General features: G+C 65.3%; 14 protein-coding genes. 13 read left to right on the forward strand and 1 reads right to left on the reverse strand.

What is annotated here, in order from left to right:
• Positions 1-14 precede the first annotated feature (14 nt).
• Genes CGR01S_RS03700 through CGR01S_RS03760 form a run of 13 tightly spaced genes read left to right on the forward strand, consistent with a single transcriptional unit; the run spans position 15 to position 13,735 of the window.
• The gene (locus tag CGR01S_RS03700; RefSeq protein WP_042422526.1) at positions 15-1,268 is read left to right on the forward strand and encodes an NADH-quinone oxidoreductase subunit D; all 1,254 of its coding nucleotides are present in this window, start codon (positions 15-17) and stop codon (positions 1,266-1,268) included.
• Complete coding sequence (nuoE, locus tag CGR01S_RS03705; RefSeq protein WP_042422528.1) at positions 1,265-1,756, forward strand: NADH-quinone oxidoreductase subunit NuoE; 492 nt, start codon at positions 1,265-1,267, stop codon at positions 1,754-1,756. The genes CGR01S_RS03700 and nuoE overlap by 4 nt, the downstream gene beginning before the upstream one ends.
• Positions 1,753-3,108 carry an NADH-quinone oxidoreductase subunit NuoF gene (gene nuoF / locus CGR01S_RS03710; RefSeq protein ID WP_042422530.1) on the forward strand — a complete coding sequence of 452 codons (1,356 nt, stop codon included), beginning with the start codon at positions 1,753-1,755 and terminating at the stop codon, positions 3,106-3,108. The genes nuoE and nuoF overlap by 4 nt, the downstream gene beginning before the upstream one ends.
• A gap of 15 nt (positions 3,109-3,123) precedes the next feature.
• The gene (nuoG, locus tag CGR01S_RS03715; RefSeq protein WP_042422532.1) at positions 3,124-5,265 is read left to right on the forward strand and encodes an NADH-quinone oxidoreductase subunit NuoG; all 2,142 of its coding nucleotides are present in this window, start codon (positions 3,124-3,126) and stop codon (positions 5,263-5,265) included.
• Positions 5,262-6,338: an NADH-quinone oxidoreductase subunit NuoH gene (gene nuoH, locus CGR01S_RS03720; RefSeq protein ID WP_042422534.1), complete on the forward strand. Its 1,077-nt coding sequence runs from the start codon at positions 5,262-5,264 to the stop codon at positions 6,336-6,338. The genes nuoG and nuoH overlap by 4 nt, the downstream gene beginning before the upstream one ends.
• Before the next feature lie 15 nt (positions 6,339-6,353).
• Positions 6,354-6,863, forward strand: coding sequence for an NADH-quinone oxidoreductase subunit NuoI (gene nuoI / locus CGR01S_RS03725; RefSeq protein WP_042422536.1), 510 nt, complete (start codon positions 6,354-6,356; stop codon positions 6,861-6,863).
• A gap of 38 nt (positions 6,864-6,901) precedes the next feature.
• On the forward strand, positions 6,902-7,552 hold the full coding sequence (locus CGR01S_RS03730; protein ID WP_042422538.1) for an NADH-quinone oxidoreductase subunit J: 651 nt from the start codon (positions 6,902-6,904) through the stop codon (positions 7,550-7,552).
• Complete coding sequence (gene nuoK / locus CGR01S_RS03735; RefSeq protein WP_042422540.1) at positions 7,549-7,857, forward strand: NADH-quinone oxidoreductase subunit NuoK; 309 nt, start codon at positions 7,549-7,551, stop codon at positions 7,855-7,857. The genes CGR01S_RS03730 and nuoK overlap by 4 nt, the downstream gene beginning before the upstream one ends.
• Before the next feature lie 25 nt (positions 7,858-7,882).
• Positions 7,883-9,919 carry an NADH-quinone oxidoreductase subunit L gene (nuoL, locus tag CGR01S_RS03740; protein ID WP_042422543.1) on the forward strand — a complete coding sequence of 679 codons (2,037 nt, stop codon included), beginning with the start codon at positions 7,883-7,885 and terminating at the stop codon, positions 9,917-9,919.
• Between the two features lie 13 nt (positions 9,920-9,932).
• Positions 9,933-11,408: an NADH-quinone oxidoreductase subunit M gene (locus CGR01S_RS03745; RefSeq protein ID WP_042422544.1), complete on the forward strand. Its 1,476-nt coding sequence runs from the start codon at positions 9,933-9,935 to the stop codon at positions 11,406-11,408.
• A gap of 24 nt (positions 11,409-11,432) precedes the next feature.
• Positions 11,433-12,926, forward strand: a complete 1,494-nt coding sequence (gene nuoN / locus CGR01S_RS03750; protein WP_042422546.1) for an NADH-quinone oxidoreductase subunit NuoN — start codon at positions 11,433-11,435, stop codon at positions 12,924-12,926.
• 36 nt (positions 12,927-12,962) lie between these two features.
• Entirely contained in the window at positions 12,963-13,265 is a 303-nt protein-coding gene (locus CGR01S_RS03755) for a DUF2818 family protein (RefSeq protein WP_042422548.1), read from the forward strand.
• Positions 13,262-13,735, forward strand: coding sequence for a DUF1178 family protein (locus CGR01S_RS03760; protein WP_042422550.1), 474 nt, complete (start codon positions 13,262-13,264; stop codon positions 13,733-13,735). Before CGR01S_RS03755 ends, CGR01S_RS03760 begins: the two co-directional genes overlap by 4 nt.
• Before the next feature lie 82 nt (positions 13,736-13,817).
• On the opposite strand, the gene CGR01S_RS03765 is transcribed toward CGR01S_RS03760, so the two are convergent.
• Positions 13,818-15,626, reverse strand: coding sequence for an ABC transporter transmembrane domain-containing protein (locus CGR01S_RS03765; RefSeq protein WP_042422553.1), 1,809 nt, complete (start codon positions 15,624-15,626; stop codon positions 13,818-13,820).
• Between the last annotated feature and the right edge of the window lie 99 nt (positions 15,627-15,725).

Here is a 15,725-nt window from a genome sequence, read left to right on the forward strand (position 1 = left end):
TCCAGTGTTTCACCATGGCTGAAATCAAGAACTACACCCTGAACCTCGGGCCGCAGCACCCCGCAGCCCACGGCGTGCTGCGCCTCGTTCTGGAACTCGACGGCGAGGTCGTGCAGCGCGCCGACCCGCACATCGGCCTGCTGCACCGCGCCACCGAGAAGCTGGCCGAGCACAAGACCTACATCCAGTCGCTGCCCTACATGGACCGTCTCGATTACGTGTCCATGATGTGCAACGAGCACGCCTATTGCCTGGCCATTGAAAAGCTCCTGGGCATCGAGGTGCCGCTGCGCGCGCAGTACATCCGCGTGATGTTCTCCGAGATCACGCGCCTGCTCAACCACCTGATGTGGCTGGGTTCGCACGGCAATGACTGCGGCAGCTCGACCATTCTGATCTACACCTTCCGCGAGCGCGAAGACCTGTTCGATATGTACGAGGCGGTGTCGGGCGCGCGCATGCATGCGGCCTATTTCCGCCCCGGTGGCGTGTACCGCGACCTGCCCGACAGCATGCCGCAGTACCAGGAGAGCCGCATCCGCAGCGCTAAGGCCGTGCAGGAGCGCAACGCCAACCGCCAGGGTTCGCTGCTGGACTTCATTGAGGATTTCACGCGCCGCTTCCCCGGCTATGTGGATGAATACGAAACCCTGCTGACCGACAACCGCATCTGGAAGCAGCGCACCGTGGGCATCGGCGTGGTCACGCCCGAGCGTGCCCTGAACCTGGGCATGACGGGCCCCATGCTGCGCGGCTCGGGCATCGCCTGGGACCTGCGCAAGAAGCAGCCCTACGAGGTCTACGACCGCATGGACTTCGACATCCCTGTGGGCAAGACGGGCGACTGCTACGACCGCTACCTCGTGCGCGTGCAGGAGATGCGTGAGTCCAACCGCATCATCCAGCAGTGCGTCGCCTGGCTGCGTGCGAATCCGGGCCCGGTCATCGTGGACAACCACAAGGTGGCGCCGCCCGCGCGCGAACGCATGAAGTTCGGCATGGAGGACTTGATCCACCACTTCAAGCTGTTCTCGGAAGGCTTTTGCGCGCCCGAGGGCGAGGCCTACGCAGCGGTCGAGCATCCCAAGGGCGAGTTCGGCATCTACCTGGTGAGCGACGGTGCGAACAAGCCCTACCGCCTGAAGATCCGCGCGCCCGGCTTTGTGCATCTGGCCACCATGGATGAAATGGCGCGCGGCCACATGCTGGCGGACGTGATCGCCATCATCGGAACCATGGATATCGTGTTCGGAGAGATTGACCGATGATTACCGAAGCGACCAAGGCGCGTTTTGCGCGCGAAGTGGCCAAGTACCCGGCTGAGCAGAAACAATCTGCCGTGATGGCCTGCCTGGCCATCGTCCAGCAGGAGCAGGGCTATGTCAGCCAGGAGAGCGAGGCAGAGATTGCCGCCTACCTGGGCATGCCCGAGATCGCCGTCCATGAAGTGACGACCTTCTACAACATGTACAACCAGCAGCCGGTGGGCAAGTACAAGCTCAACGTGTGCACCAACCTGCCGTGCCTGCTGCGCGATGGCGGCAAGGCGCTGGAGCATCTGGAGCACAAGCTGGGCATTGCAGCGGGCGAGACCACGCAGGACGGCATGTTCACCCTGCAACAGTGCGAATGCCTGGGCGCCTGCGCCGACGCACCGGTCATGCTGGTCAACGATCGCAGCATGTGCAGCTTCATGAGCGCCGACAAGCTCGACCAGCTGGTCGATGGCCTGCGTGCAGCGGAGGGCCAGGCATGAGCACGGCAGCACAGGTGCTTTCCCAGTTCCAGGCCAGCGGCGTGGAGACCTGCTTTCACGATCGGCACATCGAGCCGCAGATTTACGCGGGCCTGGATGGCAAGAACTGGAGTCTCAAGGACTACGAGGCGCGCGGTGGCTACCAGGCGCTGCGCAAGATCCTGGGCAAGGACGGCGGCGAAGGGCTGACGCAGGACCAGGTCATTGCCACCGTCAAGGAATCCGGTCTGCGCGGCCGCGGCGGCGCGGGTTTCCCCACGGGTCTCAAGTGGAGCTTCATGCCGCGCCAGTTCCCGGGGCAGAAGTACCTGGCATGCAACTCCGACGAGGGCGAGCCCGGGACCTGCAAGGACCGCGACATCCTGATGTACAACCCGCACATCGTCATCGAGGGCATGATCATCGGTGGCTATGCCATGGGCATCAGCGTGGGCTACAACTACATCCACGGTGAGATCTTCCAAGTGTACGAGCGCTTTGAGGCCGCCCTGGAAGAGGCCCGTGCAGCAGGCTACCTGGGCGACAACATCCTGGGCAGCAACTTCAGCTTCCAGCTCCACGCCCACCACGGTTTCGGTGCCTACATCTGCGGCGAGGAGACGGCCCTGCTGGAGTCGCTGGAGGGCAAGAAGGGCCAACCGCGCTTCAAGCCACCGTTCCCGGCGAGCTTCGGCCTGTACGGCAAGCCCACCACCATCAACAACACCGAGACCTTTGCGGCGGTGCCCTGGATCATCCGCAACGGCGGCGCAGCCTACCTGGCCTGCGGCAAGCCGAACAATGGCGGCACCAAGATTTTCTCGGTCAGCGGCGACGTCGAGCGCCCCGGCAACTATGAAGTTCCGCTGGGGACGCCTTTTGCCACGCTGCTGGAGCTGGCGGGCGGCGTGCGCAAGGGCCGTCAGCTCAAGGCGGTGATTCCCGGCGGCTCGTCCTCCCCGGTGCTGCCGGCATCCATCATCATGGAATGCACCATGGATTACGACTCCATCGCCAAGGCGGGGTCCATGCTGGGTTCGGGCGCCGTCATCGTGATGGACGACAGCCGCTGCATGGTCGAGTCGCTCAAGCGTCTGTCGTACTTCTACATGCACGAGTCCTGCGGCCAGTGCACGCCCTGCCGCGAGGGCACGGGCTGGCTGTGGCGCCTGGTGGACCGCATCCACCGCGGCGATGGCCGTCCGTCGGACATGGACGTGCTCGACAACGTGGCGGCCAACATCATGGGCCGCACCATTTGTGCGCTGGGCGACGCTGCGGCCATGCCCGTGCGTGCCATGCTCAAGCACTACCGACATGAATTCGCGGCCATGATCCGCACCCCGAATCCGCAGGGCGCAGGCTCCGCCTGATCGCGAGAAAAGCATATGGTTGAAATCGAACTCGATGGCCAGAAGGTGGAAGTGGCCGAAGGCAGCATGGTGATGCATGCCGCCGAGAAGGCTGGCACCTACATCCCGCATTTCTGCTACCACAAGAAGCTGTCCATTGCGGCCAACTGCCGCATGTGCCTAGTGGACGTGGAAAAGGCCCCCAAGCCCATGCCGGCCTGCGCCACGCCCGTGACGCAGGGCATGATCGTGCGCACCAAGAGCGACAAGGCCATCCATGCCCAGAAATCGGTCATGGAGTTCCTGCTCATCAACCACCCGCTGGACTGCCCCATCTGCGACCAGGGCGGTGAATGCCAGTTGCAGGACCTGGCGGTGGGCTACGGCGCCTCGTCCTCGCGCTACGAAGAGGAAAAGCGCGTGGTCAAGCCCAAGGAGGTGAGCCCGCTCATCTCCATGCAGGAGATGACACGCTGCATCCACTGCACCCGCTGCGTGCGCTTCGGTCAGGAGATCGCTGGCGACATGGAGCTCGGCATGGTCCACCGCGGCGAGCACTCCGAGATCACCACCGTCAAAGGCGACACCATCGACTCGGAGCTGTCGGGCAACATGATCGACATCTGCCCGGTCGGCGCACTCACGAGCAAGCCGTTCCGCTACAGCGCACGCACCTGGGAGCTCTCGCGCCGCAAGTCGGTGAGTCCGCACGACTCCACGGGTGCCAACCTGATCGTCCAGGTCAAGAACCACAAGGTCATGCGCGTCCTGCCGTTCGAGAACGAGGACGTGAACGAATGCTGGATCGCCGACCGGGACCGCTTCTCCTACGAAGCGCTCAATGGCGAGGAGCGCCTCACGCGCCCCATGCTCAAGCAGGGCGGCCAGTGGCAGGAAGTGGATTGGCAGACAGCCCTCGAATACGTGGCCAACGGCCTGCGTTGCATCACCAAGGACCATGGCCCGAGCGCCATTGGCGCCTTGGCCAGCCCGCACAGCACGCTTGAAGAGCTGTATCTGGCAGGCGCTCTGGTGCGTGGCCTGGGCAGCGAAAACATTGACCACCGCCTGCGCCATGCGGACCTGCGCCAGGCCCAGGGCGTGCGCTGGCTGGGGCGTTCGGTGGCATCGCTCTCGCAACTGCAGTCGGTGCTGGTCGTGGGCTCGTACCTGCGCAAGGACCATCCGCTGTTTGCCCAGCGCATCCGCCAGGCGGCGCGCAAGGGCTGCACCGTCACGGCCATCGACTCGGCGGTGCGCGACTGGGCGCTACCCGTGGCGCACACGCTGGTGGCCGCGCCTGGCGCCTGGCTGCAGGCCCTGGCCGATGTGGCGGCTGCCGTGGCCCAGGAGAAGGGCGTGAACGCTCCCGTCGCGGGTGGCCGCGGCGATGAGCCCACCGCACGCGCCATCGCCCAGGCCCTGCTGCAAGGCGAGCAAAAGGCCGTGCTGCTCGGCAACGCCGCGGCGCACCATGCCCAGGCGAGCGAGCTGCTGGCGCTGGCGGGCTGGATTGCCGGCCAGGTGGGCGCCACCGTGGGCTACCTCACCGAGGCCGCGAACACCGTGGGCGCGCAATGGATGCGCGCACTGCCTGGCGCAGGTGGCCTGGACGCCGTGCAGATGCTGCAAGGCGGGCTCAAGGGCCTGTTCCTGCTCAATACCGAGCCGGTCTTCGACAGCGCCGCGGGCGCCCGGGCCGTGGCCGATCTGGGCCGGGTCGATATGGTCGTGACCTTGAGCCCCTTCAAGACCAACCTGGAATTCAGCGACGTGCTGTTGCCCATTGCGCCGTTCACGGAAACCTCGGGCAGTTTCGTCAATGCCGAAGGCCGGCTGCAGTCCTTCCACGCCGTGGTCCGTCCGCTGGCCGAGACGCGCCCGGCCTGGAAGGTGCTGCGCGTGCTGGGCAACCTCATGGAACTGCAGGGCTTCGATTTCGAAACTTCGCAGGACGTGCTGGCCCGTGCCACGGGTGCGGCAGCCGGTGAGCTCACCCAGGTGCCGGCAGCGCTGCTCGACAACACCTGCCAGGCCCTGCCGGCATCGGTGGCTCCTGCCGACATGCCCGCGCCGGTGGTGGCCTCCATTTACCAGCTCGACGGGCTGGTGCGCCGCGCAGGCTCCCTGCAGTTGACGGCCGATGCCCGCCAGGCCCGTGAAGGAGTGGCAGCATGATCGACGCGATCTACAACTACGGCCTGAACCTTCTGGCGCAGACCTGGTGGACCGGGGTGGCTTGGCCTGTGCTCTGGAATCTCATCAAAATCGTGGTGCTGCTGCTGCCCCTGATGGGTGCGGTGGCGTACATCACGCTGTGGGAGCGCAAACTCCTGGGCTTTATGCAGGTGCGCCATGGCCCCAACCGCGTGGGTCCGCTGGGCCTGCTGCAGCCCATTGCCGACGCGCTCAAGCTGCTGACCAAGGAAATCATCCAGCCCAGCGCCTCGGCCAAGGGCCTGTTCGTTCTCGGGCCGGTCATGGCCATCATGCCGGCCCTGGCCGCCTGGGTGGTGATTCCCTTCGGCCCCGAAGTGGCGCTGACGAACATCAACGCCGGTCTGCTGCTGCTCATGGCCATCACCTCCATCGAGGTGTACGGTGTGATCATTGCCGGCTGGGCGTCGAACTCCAAGTACGCCTTCCTGGGAGCGCTGCGTGCCTCGGCCCAGATGGTGAGCTACGAAATCGCCATGGGCTTCTGCTTCCTGGTGGTCGTCATGGTCACGGGCAGCATGAACCTCACCGACATCGTGCTGACGCAGTCGCGCGGCATGGGGGCGAACATGGGCCTGAACTTCCTCTCCTGGAACTGGTTGCCCCTGCTGCCCATTTGCGTGGTCTACATGATTTCCGTCGTGGCGGAAACCAACCGCCACCCCTTCGACGTGGTCGAGGGCGAAGCCGAAATCGTCGCGGGCCACATGGTCGAGTATTCGGGCATGGGCTTCGCCATCTTCTTCCTGGCGGAATATGCCAGCATGTGGCTGGTCTCCATCCTGACCGTGCTGATGTTCTTTGGCGGCTGGCAAGCGCCAGTGGCTGCGCTGGACTTCATCCCGGGCTGGATCTGGCTGGGCATCAAGACCTTCGTGGCCATCTCCATGTTCATCTGGATCCGTGCCACCTTCCCCCGGTTCCGCTATGACCAGATCATGCGCCTGGGCTGGAAGATCTTCATTCCGGTCACCCTGGTGTGGCTGCTGATCGTCGGGGGCTGGCTGCTCTCGCCGTGGAATATCTGGAAATAAGGCGGGGACACACCCATGGCTGCCGTTGCTGCTGCTTCCTTTTCTGTGCGGGACTTCGTCAAGAGCTTCCTGCTGGTCGAACTCGTCAAGGGCATGTCCCTGACAGGCCGTTATGCCTTGCGCCGCAAGGTCACCGTTCAGTACCCTGAAGAAAAAACCCCGCTGTCGCCGCGCTTTCGCGGCCTGCATGCGCTGCGCCGGTACGACAACGGCGAGGAGCGCTGCATTGCCTGCAAGCTGTGCGAGGCCGTGTGCCCGGCGATGGCCATCACCATCGAGTCCGACGTGCGCGAGGACGGCACGCGCCGCACCACGCGCTACGACATCGACCTGACCAAGTGCATTTTCTGCGGCTTCTGCGAGGAAAGCTGTCCGACCGATTCGATCGTGGAGACCTCGATCTTCGAATACCACGGCGAAAAGCGTGGCGACCTGTACTTCACCAAGGAAATGCTGCTGGCCGTGGGTGACCGGTTCGAGGGCGAGATCGCTGCTGCCAAGGCGGCGGACGCCCCGTACCGCTGAGCCCCGCCTTCCGCCCGACCACTACAAAGAACCGATCCATGGACGCCAAGACGGGTTTTTTCTATCTGTTCTCGGTTGTGCTGCTCTACGCAGCCTTCCGGGTCATCTCTGCGCGCAATCCGGTGCACGCCGTGCTGCACCTGATGCTGGCCTTCTCGCAGGCCGCCGGCCTGTGGCTGATGCTCAAGGCCGAATTCCTCGCCATTGCCCTGGTGCTGGTGTACCTGGGTGCGGTGATGGTGCTGTTCCTGTTTGTGGTGATGATGCTGGACGTCGACATCGAGCAGGTGCGCCAGGGCTTCTGGCGGCACTTTCCGCTGGCGGCCAGTATCGGCGTGTTGATCGCCCTGGAGATGGCGGCTGTGCTGATGGGTGGATTCCGTGGCATCGAGGAGCCCAAGGCCGCCGTGCTGGATGCAGCGGCAGGGCAGGGCGCAGCGCTCTCCAATGCCAAGGCGCTGGGCCAGTTGATGTACACCAAGTACCTCTACCCCGTGGAAATCGCTGCGGTGATCCTGCTCGTGGCCATGATCGCCGCCATCGCCCTGACCCTGCGCAAGCGCAAGGACAGCAAGGCCATCAACCCATCGCTGCAGGTGCACGTGCGTGCGGCCGACCGCCTGCAGTTGGTCAAGCTGGAGGCCACCCGCGCCGCCCCTGAACCTGTTGCCGAGGAGAAGCAAGCATGACACCCACGCTGGGCCATTTTCTGACGCTCGGGGCCATGCTGTTCGCCCTGGCGGTGGTCGGTATCTTCCTGAACCGCCGCAACCTCATCGTTTTGCTGATGGCGATCGAGCTCATGCTGCTGGCCGTCAACATGAACTTCGTTGCCTTCTCGCACTACCTGGGTGACATGCACGGACAGGTGTTCGTGTTCTTCATCCTGACGGTGGCCGCGGCCGAATCCGCCATCGGCCTGGCCATCCTGGTGCTGCTGTTCCGCAACAAGACCAACATCGACGCGCAATCCCTCGACACCCTTCAGGGGTGAGCCCCGGACAAGCAAGGTCTCCACAATGAGTCAAACCCTTTCTGCTTCAACGCTTCTGGCCGTGCCGCTCGCGCCGCTGGCGGGTGCTGCACTGGCGGGCATTTTCGGCACGGCCTTCGGCGGCAACTGGATAGGCCGCCGCCTGAGCCACAGCCTCACGATCCTGGGTGTGCTGCTGGCCTTTGTGCTCTCGGCCATGACGCTCAAGAGCGTCGCGGTCGATGGCGCGCGCTTCAACGAGACCATCTACACTTGGATGGTGGTCGGCGGCCTCAAGATGGAGGTGGGCTTTCTCATCGACAGCCTCACGGCCATGATGATGTGCGTGGTGACCTTCGTCTCGCTGATGGTGCACCTCTACACCATCGGCTACATGGAGGAGGACGAGGGCTACAACCGCTTCTTCGCCTACATCTCGCTGTTCACCTTCTCCATGCTCATGCTGGTCATGAGCAACAACCTGCTGCAGCTCTTCTTCGGTTGGGAGGCGGTGGGCCTGGTGTCCTATCTGCTGATCGGTTTCTGGTTCAACAAGCCCACGGCCATTTTTGCCAACATGAAGGCCTTTCTGGTCAACCGCGTGGGTGACTTCGGCTTCATCCTGGGCATCGGCCTGATCGCTGCCTACACGGGAACGCTCAACTACGCCGAGGTGTTTGCCAAGGCGGGCGAACTCGGCAAGATCGACTTCCCCTGGTACGTGATGGGCCAGGACGTGATGCTCATCACCGTGATCTGCATCTGCCTGTTCATCGGTGCCATGGGCAAGAGCGCGCAGTTCCCCCTGCACGTCTGGCTGCCCGACTCCATGGAAGGCCCGACGCCCATCTCCGCCCTGATCCACGCCGCCACCATGGTGACGGCCGGCATCTTCATGGTGGCGCGCATGTCTCCGCTGTTCGAGCTGTCGGATGCGGCGCTGAACTTCATCCTGGTCATCGGCTCCATCACGGCCCTGTTCATGGGCTTCCTGGGCATCATTCAGAACGACATCAAGCGCGTGGTGGCCTATTCCACGCTGTCGCAGCTCGGCTACATGACCGTGGCACTGGGGGCCTCGGCCTATTCGGTCGCCGTGTTCCACCTGATGACGCACGCCTTCTTCAAGGCACTGCTGTTCCTCGGTGCGGGCTCGGTCATCATGGGCATGCACCACAACCAGGACATCCGCTGGATGGGGGGCGTGCGCAAGTACATGCCCATCACCTGGATCACCTCGCTGCTGGGTTCGCTGGCGTTGATCGGCACGCCGCTGTTCTCGGGTTTCTACTCCAAGGACAGCATCATCGAGGCCGTGCATTTCAGCAAGCTGCCGGCTGCCGGGTTCGCGCACTTTGCGGTGCTCGCCGGGGTGTTCATCACGGCGTTCTATTCGTTCCGCATGTATTTCCTGGTCTTTCATGGCAAGGAACGCTACGACCAGAATCCGGATGCCCACCACGACGACCACCACGGCCATGACGACCACGGCCATGACGGTACTCCGCACGAGTCGCCCTGGGTGGTCACGGTGCCGCTGGTGCTGCTGGCCATTCCCTCGGTGGTCATCGGTTTCATGTCCATCGGCCCCATGCTGTTCGGCGATTTCTTCAAGGACGTGATCTTTGTCGATGCGGCGCGCCATCCGGCCATGGCGGAGCTGGCCGGCATGTTCCATGGCCCTGTGGCCATGGCATTGCACGCCCTGCAGACGGCACCGTTCTGGCTGGCGCTGGCCGGCGTGGCGGCTTCGTACTACATGTACATGGTCAACCCGGCACTGCCCGCGGCTATCCAGCGCGCCGTGCAGCCGCTCTACACCTTGCTGGAAAACAAGTACTACCTCGACTGGATCAACGAGAACATCATCGCGCGCGCCGCCCGCGGGCTGGGTATAGGCCTGTGGAAGGGCGGCGACCAGGCGCTCATCGACGGCACGCTGGTCAATGGTTCCTGGAAGGTCGTCGGCTGGGTGTCCGCGCTGGTGCGCAAGGTGCAGACGGGGTATGTCTTCCACTATGCGCTGGTGATGATCCTGGGCATTTTCATGCTCATGACGTATTTCGTCTTGCTCAACAAGTAGGAGAACAAGAAAAATGGGTTTGTTGAGTCTTGCCATCTGGACGCCCATTGCGTTCGGAGCCCTGCTGCTCGCCCTGGGCAGCGACAAGCACGCGGGCGTGGCCCGCTGGCTGGCCCTGATCGGTGCCCTGGCGGGCCTGCTGGTCACCGTGCCCCTGTATGACGGCTTCCAGCTGGGTACGGCGGCCATGCAATTCGTCGAGAAGGCTCCCTGGATCGAGGGCTTCAACATCCACTACCACCTGGGCGTGGATGGCCTGTCGTTCTGGTTCGTGCCGCTCACGGCGTTCATCACGGTGATCGTGGTCATCGCCTCCTGGGAGTCCATCACCGAGCGCGTGTACCAGTACATGGGCGCCTTCCTCATCCTCTCGGGGCTGATGATCGGCGTGTTCAGCGCGCTCGACGGCCTGCTGTTCTACGTGTTCTTCGAGGCCACCCTGATTCCCATGTACCTCATCATCGGTATCTGGGGCGGCCCGAACAAGATCTACGCGGCCTTCAAGTTCTTCCTCTACACGCTGCTGGGCTCGCTGCTGATGCTTATCGCAGTGATCTACCTGTACAACGTGTCGGGCGGCAGCTTCGATATCCAGGCCTGGCACAAGCTGCCCCTGGGCCGTACGGCGCAGACCCTGCTGTTCTTTGCCTTCCTGGCCGCCTTTGCCGTGAAGGTGCCGATGTGGCCGGTGCACACCTGGCTGCCCGACGTGCACGTCGAGGCGCCGACCGGCGGCTCGGCTGTGCTGGCGGCCATCATGCTCAAGCTGGGGGCCTACGGTTTCCTGCGTTTCTCGTTGCCCATCGCGCCCGATGCCGCGCACGAGTGGGCCTGGCTGATGATCGCTTTGTCGCTCATCGCCGTGATCTATGTGGGCCTGGTGGCCATGGTCCAACAGGACATGAAGAAGCTCGTCGCCTATTCCTCCGTGGCGCACATGGGCTTCGTGACGCTGGGCTTCTTCATCTTCAACGACATGGGCGTCTCCGGCGGCATCGTGCAGATGATTGCCCACGGCTTTGTCTCGGGCGCCATGTTCCTGTGCATCGGCGTGCTGTACGACCGCGTGCATTCGCGCCAGATCGCCGATTACGGCGGCGTGGTCAATACCATGCCCAAGTTCGCGGCCTTCGCCCTGCTGTTCTTCATGGCCAACTGCGGCCTGCCGGGCACGGCCGGTTTCGTCGGCGAGTGGATGGTCATCCTGGGGGCCGTGCAGGCCAACTTCTGGGTGGGCCTGCTCGCGGCCACGGCCCTGATCTGGGGCGCCGCCTACAGCCTGTGGATGTTCAAGCGGGTGTACCTGGGGGTGCCGGCGAACGCCCATGTCAAGGCGCTGATGGACATCGACCGCCGCGAGTTCCTGGTGCTGGCGCTGCTGGCCATGGCAGTGCTCTACATGGGCCTGTACCCGCGTCCGTTCACGGACGTGATGGATGCGTCCGTGACCGAACTGCTGCGCCACGTGGCCCAGAGCAAGCTCAACTGACCCGACTGCACAGAGAGACCCGAGATGATTGACAACATCAGTTGGCTGGCGATTTACCCGGAGATCGTTCTCCTGGCCATGACCTGCGTGATCGCGCTGGTCGACCTGGGCGTGGGGAGCAGCCGGCGCACCGCAACCTATGTGCTGAGCATGCTGACGCTGGGCGTGGTGGCCGTGCTGCTGGGCGTATACGCCGCCAGCGGCAATACCTTCTACGGCTTTGGCAACATGGTGGTCAGCGATGCCATGGGCAACTGGCTCAAGTGTTTCGCCGCTCTGGCCATGATGGTCACCCTGGTCTACAGCCGCCCCTACGCCGCCGACCGCGGCATGCTGCGCGGCGGCGAGCTGTTCACGCTGGCGCTGCTGTCGGTGCTGGGCATGTTCATCATGATCGGCGGCAACAACTTCCTCATCATCTACCTGGGCCTGGAACTGCTCACGCTCTCGAGCTATGCGCTGGTGGCGCTGCGCCGCGACCATGCCACGGCCACCGAGGCAGCAATGAAGTATTTCGTGCTCGGCGCCATGGCCAGCGGCTTCCTGCTTTACGGCCTGTCCATGCTGTACGGTGCCACGGGCTCGCTGGACATCGGCGAGGTCTTCAAGGCCGTGAATTCCGGCCAGTTGCGCCACCAGGTGCTGGTGTTCGGCCTGGTCTTCATCGTGGCCGGTCTGGCGTTCAAGCTCGGTGCCGTGCCCTTCCACATGTGGGTGCCCGACGTGTACCACGGTGCGCCCACGGCGGTCACGCTGATGATTGGCAGCGCGCCCAAGCTGGCGGCTTTTGCCATCGTCATCCGCCTGCTGGTCGATGGGCTTCTGCCCCTGGCCATGGACTGGCAGCAGATGCTCGCGGTGCTGGCCATCGGCTCCCTGCTGCTGGGTAACCTGGCGGCCATTGCGCAGACCAACCTCAAGCGCATGCTGGCCTACTCGACCATTGCGCACATGGGCTTCGTGCTCCTGGGCCTGATGTCCGGCGTGGTCAACGGCCATGTCGATGCCTCCACCGTCGAGGCCGCCTACAGCGCTGCCATGTTCTACGTGGTGACCTATGTGCTGACCGTGCTGGCCACCTTCGGTGTGATCCTGCTGCTGGCGCGCGAGGGCTTCGAGAGCGAGGAGATCGCCGACATGGCCGGCCTGAACCAGCGCAGCCCGCTGTATGCCGGCGTCATGGCGGTGTGCCTGTTCTCGCTTGCCGGCATTCCGCCGCTGGTGGGCTTCTATGCCAAGCTGGCCGTGCTGCAGGCGCTGCTGGCCTCGGGCCAGGCGCCCTACATCGCCCTGGCCGTGTTTGCCGTGGTGATGTCGCTGATCGGCGCCTTCTACTACCTGCGCGTGGTCAAGGTCATGTATTTCGATGCCCCCTTGACGGCGACCACCGTGTCCGCTCCGCTGGACGTGCGCATGGTGCTAACGCTCAATGGCGCGCTGGTGCTCATCCTGGGTATCGTTCCCGGCGGCCTCATGTCGCTGTGTGCCGATGCCATCATGCGCTCGCTGGCGTCCTGAGCGGCGCCGGCTGACACCGTCTTGGGCAGTGCGCACGTGACGCAGGCTACTTCCATCTGGATCGTGATCCTCGCGGCCTGCGTGGCCGCAAATCTGCCGTTCGTCAACCAGCGCATCCTGGCGCTGGGCCCGGTGCGCTCTCCGAAAAAATCGCTGCGTTTGCGCCTGCTCGAGCTGGTGCTGTGGTACTTCGCCGTGGGCGGACTGGCGCTCTGGCTGGAGGGGCGCGTAGGGCAGATCGCCCCGCAGGGCTGGGAGTTCTATGCGGTGACGGCGGCGCTGTTCCTCACCCTGGCGTTTCCCGGTTTTGTCTACCGCTACCTGCTGCGTCGGCGATGAAAGTCCTGGACCTGCGCTGCGCACATGAACACGCCTTCGAGGGCTGGTTTTCCGGGGAAGAGGACTTCCAGGACCAACTGCGGCGCGGCTTGCTGCAATGCCCCGTGTGTGGCGCAGCGCAGGTGCGCAAGGTGCTGAGCGCGCCGCGCATCAACCGCGGGGCAGCGGCCGCGGCCGAACCTGCCGCAGCCGCGGTGGAAGGCGTCTCAGACACCCCCGCTCCCGGCCGCTCGGCGCCGGGCGTGCCGGTGCCGCTGCAGGCAGCGCTGCTGCAGTGGGCGCGCCAGGCCATGGCGCAGTCCGAGGATGTGGGAGAGCGCTTCGCGCAGGAGGCACGCAGCATCCATCGCGGGGACAGCCCCGAGCGGCCGATCCGCGGGCAGGCCAGCGCCGCCGAGACGCTGGAGCTGCTGCAGGAAGGCATCCCCGTGCTGGCCCTGCCGCCCTCGGCCACCGATACCTTGCACTGAGCCCGGGCCGGCAGCCTGCGCGCACGCGCCGTCCTGTTGCTGCGCGGCGCCTGGCGGCACCGCAGGCGCATCCCCCCCCGTTTCAGGCGCTGAATTGCAGCGCCGCCAGGCGCGCGTACACCCCATGGCGTGCCAGCAGCGCCGCATGGCTGCCCTGCTCGACGATGCGGCCGTGCTCCAGCACCACGATGCGGTCGGCGTTCTGCACGGTAGACAGGCGGTGGGCGATCACCAGGGTGGTGCGCTGCCCGCTGCGGCTGTGCATGGCCTTGTCCAGCGCTGCCTGGACCATGCGCTCGCTCTCGGCGTCGAGCGCACTGGTGGCCTCGTCGAGCAGCAGCAGGGGCGGGTTCTTGAGGATGGCGCGGGCAATGGCGATGCGCTGGCGCTGCCCGCCCGACAGGCGCACCCCCCGTTCGCCCAGAAAGGTGGCGTAGCCCTCGGGCAGGGCCTGCAGGAAGTCGTGGGCAAAGGCGTCGCGCGCGGCGGCGTGCACCTCTTCGTCGCTGGCCTCGGGGCGGCCGTAGCGGATGTTCTCCAGCGCGCTGGCCGAGAAGATCACCGGGTCCTGGGGCACCGTGCCGATCAGCCCGCGCAGTACCGTGAGCGCCACGTCGCGCACATCCATGCCCTCGATCTGGATGCTGCCGCCCGCGGGCGCGGCGTCCACGTCGTAGAAGCGCTGCAGGAGCTGGAACACCGTGGTCTTGCCGGCACCGCTGGCACCGACCAGGGCAACGGTCTCGCCGGGCTGCAGCTCCAGCGAGAACCCGTGCAGCGCCGCCTGCTGCGGCCGCGAGGGATAGTGGAAATGCACGTCCGCGAAGCGCACCGCCAGGCCGCGGCCCGGGTGTGCCAGCGGCAGGGGACGCGCGGGTGACGCCACGGGCGCGCGGCTGGCCAGCAGTTCCATGAGCCGCTCCGTTGCGCCGGCAGCGCGCAGCAGATCGCCATACACCTCGCCCAGCACGGCCGCCGCGCCGGCCAGCAGCATCACGTAGACCACAGTCTGGCCCAGATGGCCCGCGCTCATCTGCCCGGCCAGCACGGCCTGCGTGCCGCGGTACAGGCCCCAGAGCAGCAGGCCGGCGTTGGTGATGATGATGAACGCCACCAGCAGGGCGCGGGCGCGCGAGCGGCGCACGGCCGTCTGGAAGGCATTCTGCGTAGCCTGGGCAAAGCGGGCCGACTCGCGCGGCTCGGCGCAGTAGCTCTGCACCACGGGGATGGCGTTGAGCACTTCGGCGGCGATGGCGCTGGAGTCGGCCACGCGGTCCTGGCTGGCGCGCGAGAGGCGGCGCACGCGCCGGCCAATCCACAGCGCCGGCAGCACCACGGCCACCAGCATGAGCAGCACGATGCCCATGACGCGCGGATTGGTCCACACCAGCATGATGATGGCGCCCGCACCCACCACGGCGTTGCGCAGGCCCATGGAGAGCGACGAACCCACGACGGTCTGCACCAGGGTGGTATCGGTGGTCAGGCGCGAGAGCACTTCGCCGGTCTGCGTGGTCTCGAAGAACTGCGGGCTCTGGCGCAGCACGTGGTCGTACACGGCATTGCGCAGGTCGGCCGTGACGCGCTCGCCCAGCCAGCTCACCAGGAAAAAGCGCGCTGCGCTGAACACCCCCAGCGCCACCGCCACGCCGAACAGCAGCCCGAAATTGCCGCGCAGCGCCAGGGCCTGGGCGCCGCGGTCGCTGGCGCCCAGGCTGGTGTCGATCAGGGTGCGCAGCGCGAGCGGAAAGGCCAGCGTGGCGCCCGCCGCGAGTACCAGGAACAGCAGCGCCAGCGCGATGCGCCAGCGGTAGGGCCGCAAGAACGGCAGCAGGCCGGTGAGCGAATGGGGGGTGCCGCCTGCGGGCGCGCGGGGGTGCGAAAAAGCCATGCCCGCAGTGTAGGGCGCGCATGGGCCGGGCGCTTGCGTACGTGCGCAGCGGCAGGCGTGGAGGGTAGGCGTTTATACATAGGCGATACCCCTAGTGAC

The organism is Comamonas granuli NBRC 101663, from assembly GCF_000739995.1.
In the GTDB taxonomy this organism is placed as follows: Bacteria; Pseudomonadota; Gammaproteobacteria; order Burkholderiales; family Burkholderiaceae_C; genus Simplicispira; species Simplicispira granuli.